The organism is Marisediminicola antarctica, assembly GCF_009930795.1.
Lineage (GTDB): Bacteria > Actinomycetota > Actinomycetes > Actinomycetales > Microbacteriaceae > Marisediminicola > Marisediminicola antarctica.
Window position 1 is genome coordinate 3,138,248 of record NZ_CP017146.1, and the last position, 21,606, is coordinate 3,159,853.

Sequence of the window (21,606 nt, forward strand, 5' to 3'; positions counted from 1 at the left end):
CTGCTCCCTTGCAGCTGGCGGTTACGGGGCGACGGTGGCGGTGTAGGAGTCCGGGCGGCGGTCCCGGTAGAACTGCCAGTTGTTGCGCACCTCGCGGATGACGTCGAGGTCGAGGTCGCGGATGACGGTCTCGGTCTGGTCCTCGCTCGCGATATCGCCGACGAAGTTGCCGCGCGGATCGACGAAGTAGCTCGACCCGTAGAAGGTCACGGCCTTGTCGCCGAACTCCTCGGTCTCGGTGCCGACCCGGTTGTTCGCTCCGATGTAGTACTGGTTGGCGGCGGCCGCAGCGGGCTGCTCCAGCTCCCACAGGCGGTTCGACAGCCCCGGTTTTGTGGCCGAGGGGTTGAAGACGATCTCGGCGCCGTTCAGCCCGAGCTCACGCCATCCCTCGGGGAAGTGGCGGTCGTAGCAGATGTAGACGCCGACCTTGCCGACCCTGGTGTTGAAGACGGGGTAGCCGAGGTTGCCGGGGCGGAAGTAGAACTTCTCCCAGAAGCGGTCGAGGTTGGGGATGTGGTGCTTGCGGTAGCTGCCGAGGTTCTCTCCGTCGGCGTCGATCACGACGGCCGTGTTGTAGTACACGCCCGGCATGGCCTCTTCATAGATGGGCAGCACGATGACGATGCCGAGTTCCTTCGCGAGCGCCTGAAAACGTGTCGTGGTGGGACCGGGGATCGACTCTGCGTAGTCGTAGTACTTGGCATCCTCGATGATGCCGAAGTAGGGCCCATAGAACAGCTCTTGGAAGCAGATGATCTGCGCGCCCTGGGCGGCCGCGTCGCGCGCGAACTTCTCGTGCTTGGCGATCATCGATTCCTTGTCACCGGTCCAGGTGGTCTGGGTCAGTGCTGCACGTACAACGGTCAAGGTGGGCCTCCTGGTCTGAGCGCGTGATGTCATTGTCAGACGCTCACATTTCGGAATCGTTTCCAACAATGACGTTGGCGTAAAACCTACGGCTCATCTGGGCTAGTGCATAGAGCCGCGCCGTGGCCCGGCCGAGACCCGGCGTGCACGCCGCTGTCGCAACTGCCGATCTCCATCGCCTGAGAGGACGCCTCCCACTCGGCTGACAGCGACCAATGACGTGGGATGATGCTCGAAGCACGAGCGGCAACGACGACGGATGGGGGACGCTCATGGCGAGCTGGCGCATCAGGGACTTCCACACGGCCGACCTCGACGGCATCCTGCACCTGTGGGAGATCATCAAGGCGACCGGCGTCGAGCCCGTGTACGCACTCTCTGAGGTGCTTGCCTCGTGCGAGAAGGATTACGCAGTCGTCGCGATGCACGGCGACGAGGTCGTCGGCGCCGCGGTGGCCCGCGCCGCCCACGATCAGGGCTGGGTCGTGTTTCTCGCTACCTCGCCGGGATGGCGAGAGCAGGGGATCGGCGCGGCACTACTCGCTGCCATCGAGAAGCGGATGGCTCCCCACGGACTCACCAAGCTCTCCGCGCTCATGCCCGAGACCGAGACCCGTGTCGAGGCGTTCCTCAACAACGGGTTCGAGCTGAAGAAGAACCTGCGGTACTTCGAGCGGCAGATCCGGGTGCATCGGCAGGAGCTGGGCCCACTGAGCGAACTCGGCGGGCGACTCATGCCGCGCGACCTGTGGGATCTCGTCGCCGGCATGAAGCGGGAGAAGGAGCTGCTCGAGCGCCGCCTCGTGCTGCCGCTCGCCCAGGCCGAGCTCGCCGAGGAGTTCGGTGTTGTGCCGCCGCGGGCAGTCGTGCTCTTCGGGCCTCCCGGTACCGGCAAGACGACATTCGCGAAGGCGATCGCGTCGCGGCTCGAGTGGCCCTTCGTCGAGGTGTTCCCGTCCCGACTCGCGGCCGACCCGAACGGGCTCGCGGGGGCGCTGCGGGAGACATTCCTCGAGATCGCGGAACTGGAGCACGCGGTGGTCTTCATCGACGAGGTCGAGGAGATCGCCTCGCAGCGCTCAGGCGGCGCCCCATCGCCTCTCCAGGGGGTCACGAACGAGCTGCTCAAGATCATCCCCGCGTTCCGGGACCAGCCCGGGCGCCTGCTCGTGTGCGCCACGAACTTCATCCGCGCACTCGATTCCGCGTTCCTCCGGCACGGGCGCTTCGACTACGTGATCCCGATCGGGCTGCCCGACTCCGAGGCACGAGCCGCAATGTGGCGGCGATTCATTCCCGCGGCGGTCGTCGGGCAGATCGACGTCGAGCTGCTCGTTGCGCGCTCCGCAGGGTTCTCCCCTGCTGACATCGAATTCGCCGCCCGCAGTGCATCGCAGCGCGCGCTTGAAAAAGCCGTCTACGAGCAGGCCGTGAATGACGAGCCCGCTGGGGCGGACGCGCGGCGCGGCCCGGCGACCGGTGACTACATTGGCGCCATCGCCGAGACGCGCATGACCGTGAGCGCCGAGGTGGCGCAGGAGTTCCTCGAGGACATCGACGCGATCGCACGCGTGTAGCGCGGCTGCACGGGGCCATCACGCCAGCAACCACACGAGACGCCCACAAATGCGGCCTCACACGCCCCGAACCTGACATGTGTGGGCAACTCGCGGCTATTCGTAGAGGGCCGGCGGCACTTCGAGTCCGTAGATCGCGCGGCCCGAGCCCCAGATCGCGGCTGCGCCCGCACGAAGCAGGTCGATCGGTCGGGGCCCGAACGAACGGATGCTCACGACGTTGCCGCTGACGCGCACGACCGCCTCGCCGACACTCACCGTGCGGCCGGCCGCATCCCTCTCATCGAGGATCGGCGGGTACGGCCCGTGCAGCTGGCGCAGGTCGTCGAGCAGGAACGTGGGGCGGCTCTTCGCGTCGGCCGCGAGCACCTGCTTAGCCCTGTCGATGCCCGTGAGCACGAGAGCCGACGGGATGCCCGCGCGGTTCGCCCCGAGGATGTCGGTGTCGAGCCGATCGCCGAGGAACAGCGCGGATGTTCCCCCGAATCGGCTCATCGCCTCGGTGAAGATCGGCACCTCTGGCTTGCCGGCGACCACGGGCAGCCGCCCGACCGCGGTGTGCACCGCGGAGACGAGCGTTCCGTTTCCCGGCGCGATCCCGCGGGCGACCGGGATCGTCCAGTCGGTGTTCGTGGCGATCCACGGGATGCCGGTGTGCAGCGCAAACGCCGCCTCGGCGAGCTGGGTCCAGCCGACGGAGGGATGGAAGCCCTGGATGACGGCGGCGGGCGAATCATCGGCGCTCGTCGTTGGCACGAATCCGGCGCGCACGACCTCGGAGATGAGTCCCTCACCGCCGACAACCAACACAGTGGATCCGGCGGGGACAGTACCCGCCAACAGGCGCACCGCGGCCTGCGGCGACGTCACAACGTCGTCGGGCCGCACCGTGAGCCCGAGACCGGAGAGGTGTTCAGCTACGGAGTCCGGGGTACGCGCGGCGTTGTTGGTGATGTAGCCCACGCGTATCCGGCTCGCGGCGGTGTTTATGCTTTCGACGGCATATGGGATCGCCAGGGGCCCCTTGTAGACGACTCCGTCGAGGTCAGCGAGCAGCAGGTCGACGCCCTCGAGCGGTGTCCCGCTGCTCACGCCGGCTCCTCGCCGGGGCGGACAGGGTCGGGCAACTCGACGTCGACGCCCTCGGCAGGCGCGTCGGCATGGGCGCGCTCGACGTCAGGCGCCTCGTCGGCTCGCTCGCCCTCGGCGGGTTCATCGGCGTGGGAGCGCTCGACGGCGATATCCTCGGCAGCCTCCACATCTGACTCCGCGTCGTCCTCAAACTCGAGCTCCTCCTCGACGACCTCCATCGTCTCGTCGTCGTCGCTCTGCTCATTCGCGCTTAGTGCGCCCTGCGCGCGATCGGATCGCTGGTACCACTCCTCCGCCTCGTCGGTGCGGCCCAGGTCCTCGAGCACGGCGGCGTAGGCGTCGAACAGCGCGGGACTCCACGAGAACGCAAGATCGGCGTCAAGCTGCGGGATCTCAAGTTCGGAGAGGGCAGCGTCGAGCTGGCCAAGATCGAGCCGCGCACCGGACATGGCGATCGCGAGCTCGACCTGGACATCGACCGGCAGGGTCAACCGGTCGACGGAACGACCCAGTTCGAGTGCCTTGTCCGGGCGCAGGAGCCCTCGCTCGCTGTCGACCATCATCGGGAGCTGATCGTTCTTCCCGGAAATGCGACGATAGGTGCGGAGCTCCCGCAAGGCAAGCCCGAAGTCGCCGGTGAGGTAGGCGGTGATCGCCAGCGTCTCGCGCACGACGGCGATGCGGCCGGCCCGGCGGGCAGCCGACACCGCGTGCCGGTGGGCGAGCGCGGGGTTCTCCTCGATGAGGCGCGCCGCCATCGCGAGGTGCCGCGCGACCTCCTCGGCGTTCTCTTTGCTGAGGGTCTTCAATTGCGTGCGCGCGCCGCGGTCGAGGTCCCCGGCCTTCACATCATCCGGGATCTCGGGGTCGTCATGCCGGTCGCGTACCGCCTTGATGCCATAGGGGTCGCGGTCCTCCCACTCGGTATCGCGGCCTCCGCGCTGGGTCTGGAACGGGTTACCGGCCGAGCGATCGACACGGCCGCGGTCTCCCGCGCCCGCCGGAGAGGAATCGGGACCCCGGCGGGGACTGCTATCGCGCCTCGGTCCACCGGATGACGGCTGTCCCCGGCGGGGCCCGCTCTGGTCGGAACGCGCGCCGTCTGGCTTGCCACCTGGCCGCTTGTTGCGGTCGCCCGAATCGCTCACTGGGATCTCCTGTTTAGATATGTAGGTAATGTGCACGCCAATGCTCGCGCACCAGCTCGTTAACGCAAAATGACCACCCCATCGGGGTGGCCATTTCACGTGTTGCTAGTTTAAGTCCGGCGGTGTCCTACTCTCCCACAAGGTCCCCCTTGCAGTACCATCGGCGCTGAGAGTCTTAGCTTCCGGGTTCGGAATGTGACCGGGCGTTTCCCTCTCGCTATGGCCGCCGTAACACTTGTTGATTTACAAAGTGAACAGACAAACGATAGTTCGTTTGTGCTAGTTCCCGACCGTAGATCAGGAACCACATAGTGGACGCAAGCACCAATTTTTGGTGTTATCAAGTTATCGGCTTATTAGTACGGGTCAGCTTCACGAGTCTTTAGTCCTCGCTTCCACATCCCGCCTATCAACCCAGTAGTCTAGCTGGGAGCCTCTCACCCGAAGGTATGGAAATCTCATCTTGAAGCTGGCTTCCCGCTTAGATGCTTTCAGCGGTTATCCATTCCGAACGTAGCTAATCAGCGGTGCTCCTGGCGGAACAACTGACACACCAGAGGTTCGTCCATCCCGGTCCTCTCGTACTAGGGATAGATCTTCTCAAATTTCCTGCGCGCGCAGAGGATAGGGACCGAACTGTCTCACGACGTTCTAAACCCAGCTCGCGTACCGCTTTAATGGGCGAACAGCCCAACCCTTGGGACCTACTCCAGCCCCAGGATGCGACGAGCCGACATCGAGGTGCCAAACCATGCCGTCGATATGGACTCTTGGGCAAGATCAGCCTGTTATCCCCGAGGTACCTTTTATCCGTTGAGCGACAGCGCTTCCACAAGCCACTGCCGGATCACTAGTCCCGACTTTCGTCCCTGCTTGAGTTGTCACTCTCACAGTCAAGCTCCCTTGTGCACTTACACTCGACACCTGATTACCAACCAGGTTGAGGGAACCTTTGGGCGCCTCCGTTACTTTTTGGGAGGCAACCGCCCCAGTTAAACTACCCACCAGGCACTGTCCCAGAACCGGATTACGGTTCGTAGTTAGATATCCAAAGTGACCAGAGTGGTATTTCAACGATGACTCCACCAGCACTAGCGTGCCAGCTTCACAGTCTCCCACCTATCCTACACAAGCCACTCCGAACACCAATACCAAGCTGTAGTAAAGGTCACGGGGTCTTTCCGTCCTTCTGCGCGTAACGAGCATCTTTACTCGTAGTGCAATTTCGCCGAGTTCGCGGTTGAGACAGCTGGGAAGTCGTTACGCCATTCGTGCAGGTCGGAACTTACCCGACAAGGAATTTCGCTACCTTAGGATGGTTATAGTTACCACCGCCGTTTACTGGGGCTTAAATTCTCAGCTTCGCCTTGCGGCTAACCGTTCCTCTTAACCTTCCAGCACCGGGCAGGCGTCAGTCCGTATACATCGTCTTGCGACTTGGCACGGACCTGTGTTTTTAGTAAACAGTCGCTTCCCACTGGTCTCTGCGGCCTTACAGCGCTTCCTGGAGCAAGTCCATTCACGCCTCAGGCCCCCCTTCTCCCGAAGTTACGGGGGCATTTTGCCGAGTTCCTTAACCACGATTCTCTCGATCTCCTTGGTATTCTCTACCTGAACACCTGAGTCGGTTTGGGGTACGGGTGACTAGAACCTCGCGTCGATGCTTTTCTTGGCAGCATAGGATCACTGATTTCCCCCGTGAGGGGTACCCATCGGGTCTCAGCCTTAATGAGAGACGGATTTGCCTTTTCTCTCGGCCTACATCCTTAGACCGGGACAACCATCGCCCGGCTCAGCTACCTTCCTGCGTCACACCTGTTAATACGCTAACCGCACCAGCATAGGGTCGCACGCTAGGCCCCACGCTTCACCCCGAAGGGATCCATCTAGGGGATTCAGATGCTTAGCATCGCTGGATTGGCTTGGGCGGTTCTTCGTCAGTACGGGAATATCGACCCGTTGTCCATCGACTACGCCTGTCGGCCTCGCCTTAGGTCCCGACTTACCCAGGGCGGATTAGCCTGGCCCTGGAACCCTTGTTCTTTCGGAGGACGGGTTTCTCACCCGTCTTTCGCTACTCATGCCTGCATTCTCACTCGTGTGGCGTCCACGGCTGGTTTACACCGCCGCTTCACTCGCCACACGACGCTCTCCTACCACTCCGCACGCCTGGACACCCAAAAGGGTGCCGGGCTACTATGCGAAATCTACAACTTCGGTGGTGTGCTTGAGCCCCGTTACATTGTCGGCGCGGAATCACTTGACCAGTGAGCTATTACGCACTCTTTCAAGGGTGGCTGCTTCTAAGCCAACCTCCTGGTTGTCTGCGCAACTCCACATCCTTTCCCACTTAGCACACGCTTGGGGACCTTAGTTGGTAGTCTGGGTTGTTTCCCTCTCGACGATGAAGCTTATCCCCCACCGTCTCACTGCTGCGCTCTCACTTACCGGCATTCGGAGTTTGGCTGACGTCAGTAACCTTTTAGGGCCCATCGGCCATCCAGTAGCTCTACCTCCGGCAAGAAACACGCAACGCTGCACCTAAATGCATTTCGGAGAGAACCAGCTATCACGAAGTTTGATTGGCCTTTCACCCCTATCCACAGCTCATCCCCTCCATTTTCAACTGAAGTGGGTTCGGTCCTCCACGACGTCTTACCGTCGCTTCAACCTGGCCATGGATAGATCACTTCGCTTCGGGTCTAGGACATGCGACTGAATCGCCCTATTCAGACTCGCTTTCGCTACGGCTACCCCACACGGGTTAACCTCGCCACATATCACTAACTCGCAGGCTCATTCTTCAAAAGGCACGCTGTCACCCCTACTAAGGAGGCTCCAACGGTTTGTATGCAAACGGTTTCAGGTACTATTTCACTCCCCTCCCGGGGTACTTTTCACCTTTCCCTCACGGTACTTGTCCGCTATCGGTCATCTGGGAGTATTTAGGCTTATCAGGTGGTCCTGACAGATTCACACGGGATTTCTCGGGCCCCGTGATACTTGGGATACTTCTCGGACCATTACGACATTTCAACTACAGGGCTGGCACCTTCTATGGCTGGGCTTTCAATCCCATTCGTCTATATCGCGCTGTAATCCTTGCAGCACGGCAGTAACTGCTGAAAAGTCCCGCTACCCCGACCATGCAACGCCTGCCGGCTATCACACATGATCGGTTTGGCCTCTTCCGGTTTCGCTCGCCACTACTTACGGAATCGCTTTTGCTTTCTCTTCCTGTGGGTACTGAGATGTTTCACTTCCCCACGTTCCCTCTACCCGCCCTATATATTCAGGCGGGAGTCACCAGGTGGTCTTACAACCCCTGGCGGGGTTTCCCCATTCGGAAATCCTCGGATCACAGCTCTATTATCAGCTCCCCGAGGCTTATCGCAGATTTATACGTCCTTCTTCGGCTCCAGATGCCAAGGCATTCACCGTTTGCACTTAGAAACTTGATGACAAAATTACACAAAGAACCAGCAAATAAATTTGCTAGATCTTCATATGAAGACACGCGCAATTCACCCCGGGACAAGTCCCTGGGATCATCACACGAGTCTAAGATGCTCGCGTCCACTGTGTAGTTCTCAAAATACGGGCGGTACCCCGCGGGCCAAACCAACCGGTCTGTCCCGACAAGGTCCAAAGTTCCCAGTCCCACCCGCATCCGAAGACACAAGCCGGCCCGGTCCCTCAGGACCCAACAGCGTGCAAAAGACCAGGGCTACCAACCGTCCCCGTTCCAATCCCGCCGCAAGCGACAAGACGTACTAGAAGGCAGAAAATCTACCTGGCCACAATGTCAATGTTCCACCCATGAGCGCCACCGGAGGCGTGCTGTCCAGAAAGGACAGGGTTTCTCCGAATTGGCTTGGCAGCTTGATGTCCCTGTATACAGAGGACGCTGCACATGCTCCTTAGAAAGGAGGTGATCCAGCCGCACCTTCCGGTACGGCTACCTTGTTACGACTTAGTCCTAATTACCGATCCCACCTTCGACGGCTCCCTCCAAAAGGTTGGGCCACCGGCTTCGGGTGTTACCGACTTTCATGACTTGACGGGCGGTGTGTACAAGGCCCGGGAACGTATTCACCGCAGCGTTGCTGATCTGCGATTACTAGCGACTCCGACTTCATGAGGTCGAGTTGCAGACCTCAATCCGAACTGAGACCGGCTTTTTGGGATTCGCTCCACCTTACGGTATTGCAGCCCTTTGTACCGGCCATTGTAGCATGCGTGAAGCCCAAGACATAAGGGGCATGATGATTTGACGTCATCCCCACCTTCCTCCGAGTTGACCCCGGCAGTCTCCTATGAGTTCCCACCATTACGTGCTGGCAACATAGAACGAGGGTTGCGCTCGTTGCGGGACTTAACCCAACATCTCACGACACGAGCTGACGACAACCATGCACCACCTGTATACCGACCTTGCGGGGAGAACATTTCTGAACTTTTCCGGTATATGTCAAGCCTTGGTAAGGTTCTTCGCGTTGCATCGAATTAATCCGCATGCTCCGCCGCTTGTGCGGGCCCCCGTCAATTCCTTTGAGTTTTAGCCTTGCGGCCGTACTCCCCAGGCGGGGAACTTAATGCGTTAGCTGCGGCACAGAATCCGTGGAATGGACCCTACGCCTAGTTCCCAACGTTTACGGCATGGACTACCAGGGTATCTAATCCTGTTCGCTCCCCATGCTTTCGCTCCTCAGCGTCAGTTACGGCCCAGAGATCTGCCTTCGCCATTGGTGTTCCTCCTGATATCTGCGCATTCCACCGCTACACCAGGAATTCCAATCTCCCCTACCGCACTCTAGTCTGCCCGTACCCACTGCAGGCCGGAGGTTGAGCCTCCGGATTTCACAGCAGACGCGACAAACCGCCTACGAGCTCTTTACGCCCAATAATTCCGGACAACGCTTGCACCCTACGTATTACCGCGGCTGCTGGCACGTAGTTAGCCGGTGCTTTTTCTGCAGGTACCGTCACTTTCGCTTCTTCCCTACTAAAAGAGGTTTACAACCCGAAGGCCGTCGTCCCTCACGCGGCGTTGCTGCATCAGGCTTTCGCCCATTGTGCAATATTCCCCACTGCTGCCTCCCGTAGGAGTCTGGGCCGTGTCTCAGTCCCAGTGTGGCCGGTCACCCTCTCAGGCCGGCTACCCGTCGTCGGCTTGGTGAGCCATTACCTCACCAACTACCTGATAGGCCGCGAGTCCATCCACCACCAAAATTCTTTCCAGCTCCTCACCATGCGGCGGAAGCTCGTATCCGGTATTAGACACCGTTTCCAGTGCTTATCCCAGAGTGGAGGGCAGGTTACTCACGTGTTACTCACCCGTTCGCCACTAATCACCCCAGCAAGCTGGAGGTCATCGTTCGACTTGCATGTGTTAAGCACGCCGCCAGCGTTCGTCCTGAGCCAGGATCAAACTCTCCGTAAATGTTTGATAGCCAGCAAGCAAGCTCACCGACACATCTAGCGCCCCAAGCCACCGGAAATAGGTGAACAAGAAGCAAGTTTGAAACTGACAGAACAAATCATTACTGACTTGCTTTGTTGTTTAAATGTATTCCAAAGGAATCTCCTGCATCCATCACCGCTAGAAACGGGACGAAATACACGAGGTTTTTGGCATTTGACATTGTGCACGCTGTTGAGTTCTCAAGGATCGGACGCTCCTGCACCACACCCTCACGGGCAGCCACAGGGCAACTTCACAATCTTACCACTTGAACTTCGTCATCCTGACCACCAGAGGCGGCGAGGAGAGTATCAATCCAAGCGGGTTACTATCCTATGCTCCGAAGCCGGGTCCTTGCTACCAAGGACTACTTCAGAACCGGATTTTGTGCCTCTTGAGGCCGTTCAGCACTGCGGCTGGGCGAACCTTTGGGGCGACAAGAGGAAACATTACGTGGCGCCGGGGGACTGAGCAAATCCCGGCCGCTGCCCGGGCGTGTCGCGCCCGCCGATGGTCGCTAAACTGGGCGTATCAGGCCCCTGCACCGGATGTGGTGCGGTGCGTCGGTCCCGGATTTGGGGCGGCAGGTCTCCCCGCGAGTCCCCTCGCGCTCCTATTGCCGACCGACCGAGAGACGCCATGACGAACCCGACGCGTACCCGCATTCCCCTCCCCCGCCGCATCCGCCCACTGGCCGGCCTGGCCGCGGCAGGACTTCTCGCCGTCACCGGCTGTTCCGCCACGTCGACTGGCGCCGAGAACTCCGCCGCTCCGGCCGACGCGGTCATCGACAACTGCGGCACCGAGGTCGACACGGCTGCCGCGCCCGAGCGCATCGTCACCATCAAGTCGACCTCCACCGAACTGCTCATTGCGCTCGGGCTCGCCGACCGCGTGATCGGGTCTGCCTTCCAGGACGGCCCCGTTCCCGAGGAGTGGGCCGCGGCCGCAGCCGACATCCCCGTCATCTCTGACTTCGCCCCGAGCCAGGAGGCCGTGCTCGAGCTCGAGCCCGACTTCGTCTTCGCGGGGTGGGAGTCGATGCTCACCGCCGAGGCCGCCGGTGATCGCGCCTCGCTCGCCGGGCTCGGCATCGGCACCTACGTGGCGCCGTCCGCGTGCAAAGAGTCCGGCTACCAGCCTGAGAAACTGACCTTCGACGAGGTCTTCGCCCAGATCGCCGAAGCTGGACGGGTGTTCCACGCCCAGGAGGCGGCCGCCGACCTGGTGGCCGAGCAGCGCTCCGCCCTCGAGGCGATCGAGTCTGATGACCGGGGCATGAGTGCGCTCTGGTATTCCTCGGGCACCGACACCCCCTATGTGGGCGCCGGCATCGGGGCACCTCAGATGATGATGGAGCGCCTCGGGCTGACCAATGTCGCTGCCGATGTCGCCGACACGTGGAGCCCGCTCGGCTGGGAGGCCATCATCGACGCCGACCCCGACGTGATCGTGCTCGTGGATGCCTCGTGGAACACCGCCGCGAGCAAGATCGAGCTCCTCGAGTCGAACCCGGCCACCGCGGCCCTCGGCGCGGTACAGTCCTCCCGCTACCTGGTGGTCCCGTTCGCAGCGGGCGAGGCCGGCGTGCGCAACGTCTCGGCCACGGCCAATCTCGCACAGCAGCTCGCAGCCGTCGATGTCGAGTAGCTGAGCGTGCGCACGGCACGCCCTTCGCGCATCCTCTTCGCCTCGATCACACTCGCGGCGGCGCTCGTCGCCTCGATCGCCGCCGCGGTGACTTTCGGGCCCGCCGATATCCGGTTCGACGAGGTCTGGGCCTCGATCGGCAGTCATCTGGGGCTCGGGGTCACCCCGCTGTCGCCGCTGCGCGACGGAATCGTCTGGGAACTTCGATTGCCGCGGGTGCTCACGGCAGCGGCGGTCGGTGCGGGCCTGGCGATCTCCGGCGCGGTCATGCAGGCGGTCACCCGCAACCCGCTCGCCGACCCCTATCTGCTGGGTCTCTCCTCAGGGGCATCGCTCGGCGCCGTCGCGGTGCTCGTGCTCGGCGTCTCGGTGCTATTGCCGGCGGCCGCGTTCCTCGGCGCGCTCGTCGCCCTCGCGGCGACGCTGTTGATCGCCGGCTCCGGCTCCGCCCTCACCCCGAGCCGGATGATCCTCGCCGGGATTGCGGTCTCGAGCCTTGGTGCCGCGCTCACGAGCTTCGTCATCTTCTGGACGGCGACGGGAGACTCCTATCGCGAAATCATCTCGTGGCTTCTCGGCTCGCTCGCCGGCGCGCGCTGGCCCGCTGTCGCCATCGCCGTCACCGCAATCGTCGTGATCGGAATCCCGCTCATGATCGGCGGGAGGGTGCTGGATGCCTTCGCCTTCGGAGACACGTCGGCTGCCGCACTCGGCGTGAGCGTCGCCCGCACCCGATGGGTCATGCTCGTCGGCACGGCACTGCTGACCGGTGGGATGGTCTCGGTGAGCGGATCGATCGGCTTCGTGGGCCTCATCCTCCCCCACGCCGTGCGCCTGATCGTCGGAGCCCAGCACCGAGCCCTGCTGCCGCTGGCCGCGCTGTCGGGCGCCATCTTCCTGATCTGGTGCGACACCGCGGCTCGCGCCCTGTTCGATCCGCGGGAGCTCCCCGTCGGAATCGTCACGGCGGTCATCGGCGCACCTGTTTTCGTGCTGCTCCTCATGCGCTCGCGGAGGTTCGCATGATTCCGGATGCTGAACGGGTCGACTCGATGAGCGCGCAGCAGCTCTCGGTCGTCCTCGGCGGACGCGCCGTCGTCGACGCTGTCGACGCCGAACTGCGCGGGGGACGGCTGACCGCGATCCTCGGCCCGAACGGCGCGGGCAAGTCGAGCCTCATCCGGGTGCTCGCGGGCATCGACCGCCCGGCATCCGGCGCACTCAGCTGGGCGGGAGAAGACTGGTTCGCCACGAGCAGGCGAGACCGTGCGCGGGTCGCGGCACTCGTCGAGCAGGATGTCAGCGCCGAGCTGCCCCTGACCGTGCGCATGGCGGTTGCCCTCGGCCGCACGCCTCACGCCTCCTTTCTGGCCGGGCCGTCGCGACGCGACGACGAGGTCATCGACGCCGCGATGGCGGATGCTGGCGTCACCGGATTCGCGCACCGTCAGATCAGCACGCTGTCGGGCGGCGAACGCCAACGCGCGCACCTCGCGCGGGCCCTCGCCCAGGAGCCGAGGCTGCTGCTGCTCGACGAGCCGACCAACCATCTCGACGTGCTCGCGCAGCTCACGACCCTGGCGCTCGTTCGCGACCTGGCCACGAGGAATGGGCTCGCGGTCGTCGCTGCGCTGCACGATCTGAACCTCGCGGTCGCGTTCGCCGATCATGTCGTGGTACTCGACGCGGGCCGTGTGCGCGCATCCGGCCCACCCGCCGAGGTGCTCACCCCTGACCTCATCCTCCGCGTGTGGCATGTGGCGGCGACGGTGCTCACCCACCCTGTAAGCGGCGCGCCCGTGATCACCTTCGACCGTCCCGAGAGGACCCACCCATGACAGCGATCACCGTGTTGGCCGGAGGCGTCGGCGGTGCCCGATTCACCCGCGGACTCCGCGAGCACCTTGCGGGGACCGACGCGGCAATCACCGTGATCGCCAACACCGGCGACGACATGTGGCTCGCCGGACTGCGCGTGTGTCCCGACCTCGACTCGATCATGTACACGCTCGGCGGAGCGAACGACGACGTCCGCGGCTGGGGCCGCGTCGGCGAGTCGGAGCGGGTCAGCGCCGAACTCGACGCCTATGGAATCGGCTGGCCCTGGTTCACCCTCGGCGACCTCGACCTCGGAACGCACATCGCGAGATCGGCGCTGCTGCGCGACGGCCTCACCCTCACCGAGGCGACCGAGCAGCTGTGCGCCCGTTGGAATCTCGGCGTGCGCCTGCTCCCCGTCAGCGACGACGAGGTCGAGACGAACGTGGAGATCATTGACCCGGCCGACGGCACCCGTCGCGTCATCCACTTCGAGGAGTGGTGGGTGCGGCACCGCGCCGCCGTTCCCGCCCGGCGATTTGTACAGCGCGGCATCGAGGGCGCGCGTGCCACGGATGCAGCGGTGGAGGCGATCGGGTCCGCCGACGTCGTGCTCGTCGCGCCCTCCAACCCGGTGGTATCGATCGGCACTCTCGTCGCGATCCCGGGCATCGCCGGGGCGCTGGCCGTCACCGCGGCACCGGTCGTCGGCGTCTCGCCGATCATCGACGGGCGGGCTGTGCGCGGCATGGCCGAGGCCTGCCTCGCCGCGATCGGCGTCGCCGCGACCTCGGGTGCCGTCGCGCGCCACTACGGTTCCCGCCGGTCCGGGGGCCTGCTTGACGGATGGCTCGTCGACGCGGCGGATGCCGCCGCACTGCCGGGAATCGAGAGCGCGGGAATCCGCGCCGCGGCCGTGCCCCTGTGGATGAACGACCTGCCGAGCTCCGCACACCTCGCTGCCGACGCTCTGCTCCTCGCCGATCGGATCCGCGCACGGATCACCTGACCGGTCCCGCTAAGCGGGGTGCTCTGCCCGCGTCGACACGACGCTCGCTGTGGCTTCGCCGATGCCGAGGGTCAGTGCCGTTGCGAGATCGGTGACGGTGTCGACGTCCCAGCGCAGCGCCGACCCAACCGGAATCGCGAGGACGGCGTGGCCCGCCGCCTCGTGCCGCTCCCGCGAGCAGGGCCCGAACCGTGGCTCGAGCGCGGCCCCGTTCGAGGAGGCGATGAGGGTCGTTCCGACACCGCTGTGGTCGGCCACCATCGACAGCTCGAACAGCTCGGCGAGGATCAGGGCGCCGTCGAGGTCGGCGGTGCCGAGGGCGGGGAGGTCTCCCGTGAGCACCGCGACGCCGCAGGTGCGCGCGGCACGGATGCCCGCCGTCGCCGCCGCGTTGAGCCCTGTGCCGGGGTCCGGCACGATCCACGCTCCCAGCGCAGTAGCCCGCTCCACGACCCGCGCATCGGGGGTGACGACGATGACCTCGTCGACGAGCACGCTGTTCCGGGCGGCGACGATGGTGTCGGTCGCGAAGGCGAGCGCGAGATCGGCGACATCCGCGAGGTCCGGGCGCAGGCGGCTCTTCGCCTCGTCGAGCCGCTTGACGGGGATCACGATCGTCCAGTTCACGAGGGCCGCGCCCGACGCGTCGACCGTCGCCAGAGCGACGCCGGGTAGAAGCTCGCGAGGAGCCCCGCGCGGGTGCTTGCGCCGGCGCGCACGTCGGCGCGGAAACCGTCGAGCACGCTCACGAGAGAACCGGGATCGGTGATCGTCGTCTGGGCGTACCCCTCGTGTTCGACGGCCGACAGCAGGCGGGCAAGGGCGCCGCCGGAGGCTCCGATTACGGCCGCGTTCTCACGCGGGGTCGCGGTCAGGGCGACGGGCAGCCGGAAGTCGACCGCGGTTCGCAGCACCTCGTCCCAGGCGTCGATCGCCGTCGCCGCGCCCGCGACCAGACGCCGGGTCAGAAGCATCCGCTGCAGCAGGCGCACCGATGCGGGAAGCAGCGAGATCCCGGCGACGATGAGCAGGGCGAGGAGCAGCCGCGGGAGCGCGGTCTGGGTCGCGGAGGCAGCAGCAGCCGCGTTGTCGTCGACCCCCCGATCGGCGGCGTCATCGAGCGGCGCCGACGGTGACGGAGCGTCGGATGCTGCTGGCGAGGGGACGGGAGCCGGCACTCCCTCCACGCTCACATCGGCGTAGTCGCCGAGCGAGCCGCGGCCGGGGGTCGGCTCGAACTGAGCCCAGCCGATCCCCTCGAAGTACAGCTCAGGCCAGGCGTGCAGGTCGTGGGTGGTGACGGTGAAGCCCTCGGCTCCCCCGGTGGTGGTCGGTGTTCCCGGCAGGAATCCGACGACGACGCGGGCGGGGATGTCGAGGCTACGCGCCATGACAGCCATCGAGGAGGCGAACTGCACGCAGTAGCCGGAGCGTAGTTCGAGGAAGGTCGCGACGACATCCATCCCGGTGCCGTCGAAGTCGCCCTCGACGGGCGCGTCCTCGGAGTAGGTGAACTCCCCCGATCGGAAGAACTCCTGCAGCACGATCGCCTTCTCGTAGTTGGTCGGCGCCGTCGCCGCGATGCTGGCTGCGGTCTCGGAGATGACGGTCGGCAGGTCCTCCGGCAGCGTGCGATACTTCTCGAAGTCGGCGGCGACGACCGTGCCGGCCGCGAGCAACTGCTCGGGGGTCGGCTGCACGATGAGGCTCTCGACCACGTAGTCCTGCCCGCGGGCGGTGTCGTTCGGGCTCGAGACCGAGAAGCCACCCGGCTCCCAGAACCAGTCCCTGGCGACCCCCTCAATACTCTGCGGCGGGTAGGGCACCGGGAGCCAGCGGCTCGAAAGGTTCCCGATGTCGATACTCGTGAACTCCTCCGCGGTCGGGACCTCCGCTGACAGCCCCGGCGGAGCTGCGAAGTCAGCGATCGAGTTTCCACGGTCGATCTCTTGCTCGGTGGGCTCCCACTGGGCGCCGACGAAGTTCTCAAGGCTGACGAGCCGCAGATAGTGCGGCTCGCCCGACGCGGTGCGGTAGGTGAGAACCTCCCGTTCGGAGGAACGCCGCAGGTCGTCGCCGAGCCCGAGCACGGGATTCACCCCGGTCGACAGGCCGGGCGATCCGGCAGCCGAGTAGACGACCGCGGGGAGCACGAGAGGCAGGGCGAGCGCTCCGACAATGGCCGCGGCGCCGATGCCGACGGCGAGGCCGGGCTGCCTCTGCTGCCCTCCCACCACCAGCAGCACGAGGAAGGCGGCGGCGCAGAGTGCGAACACGAATAGGTCGGTGACATCCCGAGCGGTGACGGCGGGGATAGCGAGCACCCCGAGTAGCGGGATTCCGGCGAGCGCCGGCCTCGCGAGGGTGATGGCGAGCACATCGCAGAGGAGGGCGAGTGCGCCGACCCCGAGGCACAGCACAAACACGATCGGCGCATCCGCGTTCGCGGGGATGGACTGACGGTAGATGGAGGTGCCTGCCTCGGCGAATAGCGCTCCGAACGCCCTGATGGTGTCGAGGGTCGGGATGACGGCGAGCAACGCGGTGCCGGGGGCGAACAGCAGGGTCACGAGCCCGACGAGGGTCGCCACTGCTGCGGCAGGCGGAACGAACCAGCGGCGGGAGAACGCCCGCGCCGTCGCGGCCGCCCCCAGTACCGCGATCAGCACGAAGAACACCAGAAGCCACCAGGTCTGGTCGGTGAAGAGCACATGGAGGCCCCCCGTCGCGACGGCGATCGCCAGCAACAGGGCAAGGCTCACCTGCCACGCAATTGGAGACCCCCTCCGCTCAGCGGCCATGGCGAGACCCCTGCAGCTCCGCGACCTCGCGCCAGGCATCCTCGATGGAGTCGCCGAGGGCGACCGGCAGACACGTCCAACCCGCCCGGCGCAGAGTCTCGAGTGCGCGGGAGTCCCGCCATGTGACGACGAACGCGACGGCGAGGTCGAAGCCGGTTCGCTGGGCGGCGAGCCGCTCGATCGTCGCCGCGTCGGCATCCGCCACGATCGCGAAGACCGATCCGTGGGCGCGGTCGGGCCTCGTGCTGGTGAGTGGGGACCCGACCGGATACTCGCCGGTGGCACCGGCGAGTTCGAGGGTGGCGAGCGCACGGAGGAACGTGTCCGTCGGCGAAACCGGCGGGAGGTGCCGCTCGCCCGTCTCGACAAACTCAACCGCGAAACCGCCGCGCGCGAGGTGAAGCGCGATCGAGGCGGCGATGGACACCGCCAGCTCGAATGACTCGCTCTCCGGCTCGTTGCCCTGCCTTCCACTCTGGTGGTCGGCATACCCGCTGCGGCGGGTATCGAGAATGATGCGCGCCTCGGCGTGGCTGCGCGGTTCCTCCTGACGTACCATGAGCTCTCCGTGCCTGGCCGTCGCGCGCCAGTGCACCCTCCGCATCGCATCGCCCGTGCGATATTCGCGGGTCGAAAGGTCGTCCTCTCCCCCGATCGAGCGGCGCACGAGCAGCGACGCCCCGTCGCTCGCGAGGATCGCGAGTCCCGTGTCGGGGAGCTCGCGGATAACCGGGGTCACGACCAGCCAGTCAACTGCGCCGATCGCCACCTCTCCCTTCGCGAGGCCGAACGGGTCGGCGAGGCGAGCACCGAGCGGACCGATCGGGAATTCTCCCCTGTGCGGCGGAATCAGCTCGTACCGCAGCCGGGCGGTGGCAGCGCGGGACCCGCGGGCGGCGAGCGCCGGAAGCACCCTCGACTCGTTGCCGCCGCTGCCCCACGGCCGGTAGTCACGCCACTCGACCTGCGGGGTCGGCCTCTGGGTGCCGTTCGCAATGGTGAGCTCGACGACGGTCGGGTACCCGACGCCGACGGGCTCCGGCCGGAACGCGCGGGCGACGGTGAGCCCGACGCGCCGGAATCTCGCGAAGGCAACCGCGACGGCCGGGAGCAGCAGGGTGAGGCACCCGAGGTAGAGAAGCTCCGGCCGCCCGCTCGTGTAGGCACCGATGACGCTCGCGCCTCCGACGGCGGCGAGCGCCGCGCCCCTCGGCGTGAGCCGCGCGGAACGCGAGAACCGGATCGGTCGGAGTCGCGCCATCACGGCCTCAAGCGGAGCCGAGCGGCACCGGGGTGGCCGCGAGGATTCGATAGATGACGTCGGCGAGCGAGCTGGATTGCGCCGCGCTCGCTCCTCCCGACAGACGCGACGAGGGGATGAGACGGTGCGCGAAAACCGGCACGGCGAGCGCGTCGATGTCGTCGGGCAGCACGAACTCGCGGCCGTCGAGGGCCGCGCGGGCCTTCGCCGCGCGCACCAGCTGGAGCGTCGCACGGGGACTGGCGCCGAGGCGGAGGTCACGGTCGTCCCGGGTCGCCTGTGCGATTGCAACGGCGTACTGCTCGACGGCGCGCGAGACGAACACCCCCCTGACGGTGTGGATCATCGCGAGCAGCTGCTCGGTCGTGACGACCGCCTCGAGGGTGTCAAGCGGGCTGCTGGACTCCCGCTGGCGAAGCATCGCGAGCTCCGCCGCGGCATCCGGATACCCCATCGAGACTCGGATCATGAAACGGTCCCGCTGCGCCTCCGGCAGCGGGTAGGTGCCCTCCATCTCGACCGGATTCTGGGTCGCGACGACCGTGAAGGGCGCGGCGAGCACGTGGGTCACGCCGTCGACTGTGACCTGGCGCTCCTCCATGCTCTCGAGCAACGCCGACTGGGTCTTGGGGCTCGCGCGGTTGATCTCGTCGCCGATGACGATGTTGGCGAAGACGGGCCCCGGCTTGAACTCGAACTCGCGGGAGCCCTGGTTGAAGATCGACACCCCCGTGATGTCGGAGGGGAGAAGGTCGGGGGTGAACTGGATGCGGTTCACGGTGCAGTGGACCGAGCGCGCGAGCGCGCGAGCGAGCATCGTCTTGCCCACACCGGGGACATCCTCGATCAGCAGGTGCCCCTCGGCGAGGAGCACCGTGAGTGCGAGCTCGACGGGGGTGCGCTTGCCATCGATGACCCGCTCGACGCTGTCGATAATCGCGCCGCTGAGTGATTGGAAGGCGCCCGCCGACAGGGTCGCAGATTGCTCGATCCGTACGTCGGCGAGATCATGTTCGATCTCACGTGGAATGCTGCTCATCGATGGCCTCACCATTCCTGTTTCTGTCCTCGCGGCAAGTCTGCCAGATGGTGGCGCGAACGCTCCCAGCGTTCTATCGGGGGCGCCTTAAAAAGATGATGAAAATTTACGGAGAGGGGTCGGTACGGCCCGCGGCGAACCCCCGGGCGTAGGCCTCGTCGGAGCCGAGGCGGAACATGTCCTGGGCGGCCGGACGCACGAGGGCGCGGGCGCCCGGCTCGTCGAGCCCACTGATGAGATGGCCGAGGCCGCGCACGATCGCCACCGGGAGGCCTGCCGCCTTCCCCTTGACGAGGTCGGTCGCGCCGGCGATCTCGTCCGCGACGGCGGGGAGGGTCACGTTGAGGGCGCGGCCTCCGGCATCCGTCGATCCGCGCAGATCGTCGATCACGCGCACGCCCGCCGCCCCGATGGCGACGTCGGTCTGCCCCTCGCGCCAGGCGCGACCGAGGGTGTCGGTGATGATAACGCCGACGCGAGCACCGAACCGGGTGCGGATCGCCGCGCAGAGTGCGCGCGCCGAGGCATCCGGGTCGAGCGGCAGCAGCAGAACGGTGCCGTCGGGGGTGTTGCTGGAATCGACGCCCGCCGCCGCGAGCACCAGACCCTGCCTGTTCTCGACGATACGGGTGACCCCACCCGGGTACTCGCGCGTCGCGACGATACGCACCGTCTCCGCGGTGATGGCGTCCTCCCGATCCTCCGCGGCGACGCTGCGCCCCTCGGCCTTGGAGACGATCTTGCTCGTGATCGAGAGGATGTCGCCGTCGGCGAGCCCCTCGTCCGTCTGTGAAATCGCGTCGCCGATGACCGCGGCGAGGTCGATCCCGGCCACGATCTCGGGGATGCCGGCGACGGCCCACGCCGAGAACACCTAGCGCACCAGCCGCGGGAGCACATCGCGCCCGAAGACGTCGATCCACTCGCGCTGGTTGCGCCCGACGTTGTGCAGGTAGATGCGGTCGAAGCCGAGGTCGACGAATCCCTGGATGTACTGGCGGTGCACGTCGGGGTCTTCCGAGATGACCAGACGTCCCTCGAAGTCGTCCGGGCGCACCATCTTCGCCATCTGCTCGAGCTCGAATGGGGAACGGATGTCGGCCTTGGGAAACTTCATCGCCCCGTTGGGCCACTCGACCATGGCGTTGCGGAGTGCCTCTTCGTGGGTCGGCGCCCAGCTGAGGTGCAGTTGGAGCACCTTCGGCATTGTCTCCGGGTCTTTTCCGGCCTCCCGTGCACCCTCGGCGAACTTGTTGATGAGCAGGGAGACCTTCTGCAGCGGGGCGCCGACCGTGATGAGTCCGTCGGTGTGCTTGCCAGCGCGCTTGGCGGTGACCGGGCCGCCCGAGGCCACCAGGATCTGCGGCGCGATCTCGGGCATCGTCCACAGCCTCGTCGATTCGAGCTTGTAGTACTGGCCGGAGTGCTTGGTGTCCTTGCCCGCGATCGACGCCGTAAAGAGCTTGTTGATGATCTCGATCGCCTCGAACATGCGGTTGATGCGCTCGGGTGCCTCGGGCCAGTAGCCGCCGACGACGTGCTCGTTGAGTGCCTCACCGGAGCCGAGCCCGAGCCAGTGACGACCGGGGTACATCGCCGCGAGCGTCGCGCTCGCCTGCGCGACCATCGCGGGGTGCCAGCGGAAGGTCGGCGCGGTCACGCCGGGGCCGAAGTCGCCCGTTGTCCGCTCGCCGACGGCCGCGAGCACGTTCCAGACGAAGGCGCTCTGCCCCTGGGCGGGGACCCACGGCTGAAAGTGGTCGGCGGCCATCACGCCGGTGAACCCGCGGCTCTCGGCGTAGGCGCTCAGCGCGACAGCCTCGGTCGGGTGGAACTGCTCGAGCATGGCGGCGAAGCCGATCTGCAGCGAACTCATG

The 21,606-nt window shown here is 65.4% G+C and carries 14 protein-coding genes and 3 rRNA genes; 5 read left to right on the forward strand and 12 right to left on the reverse strand.

What is annotated here, in order from left to right; translation table 11 throughout:
- Nucleotides 1-21 precede the first annotated feature (21 nt).
- Nucleotides 22-870: a nitrilase-related carbon-nitrogen hydrolase gene (locus tag BHD05_RS14680; protein ID WP_161887092.1), complete on the reverse strand. Its 849-nt coding sequence runs from the start codon at nt 868-870 to the stop codon at nt 22-24.
- Nucleotides 871-1,142: 272 nt separating this feature from the next.
- Here BHD05_RS14680 and BHD05_RS14685 point away from each other — a divergent pair, with 272 nt between their 5' ends.
- Nucleotides 1,143-2,447: an ATP-binding protein gene (locus tag BHD05_RS14685; RefSeq protein WP_161887580.1), complete on the forward strand. Its 1,305-nt coding sequence runs from the start codon at nt 1,143-1,145 to the stop codon at nt 2,445-2,447.
- Between the two features lie 96 nt (nt 2,448-2,543).
- Here BHD05_RS14685 and BHD05_RS14690 read toward each other — a convergent pair whose 3' ends face one another.
- The 5 genes from BHD05_RS14690 to BHD05_RS14710 all read right to left on the reverse strand — a co-directional run bounded on the left by BHD05_RS14690 (nt 2,544) and on the right by BHD05_RS14710 (nt 10,130).
- Nucleotides 2,544-3,539, reverse strand: a complete 996-nt coding sequence (locus tag BHD05_RS14690) for an HAD-IIA family hydrolase (protein ID WP_161887093.1) — start codon at nt 3,537-3,539, stop codon at nt 2,544-2,546.
- The gene (locus tag BHD05_RS14695) at nt 3,536-4,687 is read right to left on the reverse strand and encodes a tetratricopeptide repeat protein (RefSeq protein WP_335920152.1); all 1,152 of its coding nucleotides are present in this window, start codon (nt 4,685-4,687) and stop codon (nt 3,536-3,538) included. Before BHD05_RS14695 ends, BHD05_RS14690 begins: the two co-directional genes overlap by 4 nt.
- A 114-nt stretch (nt 4,688-4,801) precedes the next feature.
- A 5S ribosomal RNA gene (rrf, locus tag BHD05_RS14700) occupies nt 4,802-4,918 on the reverse strand.
- A gap of 105 nt (nt 4,919-5,023) precedes the next feature.
- Nucleotides 5,024-8,148: ribosomal RNA gene (locus tag BHD05_RS14705) — 23S ribosomal RNA — on the reverse strand.
- 463 nt (nt 8,149-8,611) lie between these two features.
- Nucleotides 8,612-10,130, reverse strand: a 16S ribosomal RNA gene (locus BHD05_RS14710).
- The 16S, 23S and 5S rRNA genes sit together here, the layout of an rRNA operon.
- Before the next feature lie 660 nt (nt 10,131-10,790).
- Between BHD05_RS14710 and BHD05_RS14715 the strand changes: the two genes are divergently transcribed.
- Genes BHD05_RS14715 through cofD form a run of 4 tightly spaced genes read left to right on the forward strand, consistent with a single transcriptional unit; the run spans nt 10,791 to nt 14,628 of the window.
- Nucleotides 10,791-11,801 carry a putative F420-0 ABC transporter substrate-binding protein gene (locus BHD05_RS14715; protein WP_161887094.1) on the forward strand — a complete coding sequence of 337 codons (1,011 nt, stop codon included), beginning with the start codon at nt 10,791-10,793 and terminating at the stop codon, nt 11,799-11,801.
- A gap of 6 nt (nt 11,802-11,807) precedes the next feature.
- Nucleotides 11,808-12,827 carry a putative F420-0 ABC transporter permease subunit gene (locus BHD05_RS14720; protein WP_236966568.1) on the forward strand — a complete coding sequence of 340 codons (1,020 nt, stop codon included), beginning with the start codon at nt 11,808-11,810 and terminating at the stop codon, nt 12,825-12,827.
- Nucleotides 12,824-13,639, forward strand: a complete 816-nt coding sequence (locus BHD05_RS14725; protein ID WP_161887095.1) for an ABC transporter ATP-binding protein — start codon at nt 12,824-12,826, stop codon at nt 13,637-13,639. Before BHD05_RS14720 ends, BHD05_RS14725 begins: the two co-directional genes overlap by 4 nt.
- Nucleotides 13,636-14,628: a 2-phospho-L-lactate transferase gene (cofD, locus tag BHD05_RS14730; RefSeq protein WP_161887096.1), complete on the forward strand. Its 993-nt coding sequence runs from the start codon at nt 13,636-13,638 to the stop codon at nt 14,626-14,628. Before BHD05_RS14725 ends, cofD begins: the two co-directional genes overlap by 4 nt.
- Before the next feature lie 9 nt (nt 14,629-14,637).
- On the opposite strand, the gene cofC is transcribed toward cofD, so the two are convergent.
- The 6 genes from cofC to BHD05_RS14760 form a co-directional block, all read right to left on the reverse strand.
- Nucleotides 14,638-15,255, reverse strand: coding sequence for a 2-phospho-L-lactate guanylyltransferase (gene cofC / locus BHD05_RS14735; RefSeq protein ID WP_161887097.1), 618 nt, complete (start codon nt 15,253-15,255; stop codon nt 14,638-14,640).
- Nucleotides 15,252-17,390: a transglutaminase TgpA family protein gene (locus tag BHD05_RS14740; protein WP_161887098.1), complete on the reverse strand. Its 2,139-nt coding sequence runs from the start codon at nt 17,388-17,390 to the stop codon at nt 15,252-15,254. The genes cofC and BHD05_RS14740 overlap by 4 nt, the downstream gene beginning before the upstream one ends.
- Nucleotides 17,391-17,418: 28 nt before the next feature.
- Nucleotides 17,419-18,690 carry a DUF58 domain-containing protein gene (locus tag BHD05_RS14745; RefSeq protein WP_236966757.1) on the reverse strand — a complete coding sequence of 424 codons (1,272 nt, stop codon included), beginning with the start codon at nt 18,688-18,690 and terminating at the stop codon, nt 17,419-17,421.
- A 7-nt stretch (nt 18,691-18,697) separates the two neighbouring features.
- Complete coding sequence (locus BHD05_RS14750) at nt 18,698-19,729, reverse strand: AAA family ATPase (protein WP_161887100.1); 1,032 nt, start codon at nt 19,727-19,729, stop codon at nt 18,698-18,700.
- A 106-nt stretch (nt 19,730-19,835) separates the two neighbouring features.
- Nucleotides 19,836-20,603, reverse strand: a complete 768-nt coding sequence (gene cofE, locus BHD05_RS14755; protein WP_161887101.1) for a coenzyme F420-0:L-glutamate ligase — start codon at nt 20,601-20,603, stop codon at nt 19,836-19,838.
- Nucleotides 20,604-21,605, reverse strand: coding sequence for a TIGR03557 family F420-dependent LLM class oxidoreductase (locus BHD05_RS14760; RefSeq protein ID WP_161887102.1), 1,002 nt, complete (start codon nt 21,603-21,605; stop codon nt 20,604-20,606).
- Between the last annotated feature and the right edge of the window lies 1 nt (nt 21,606).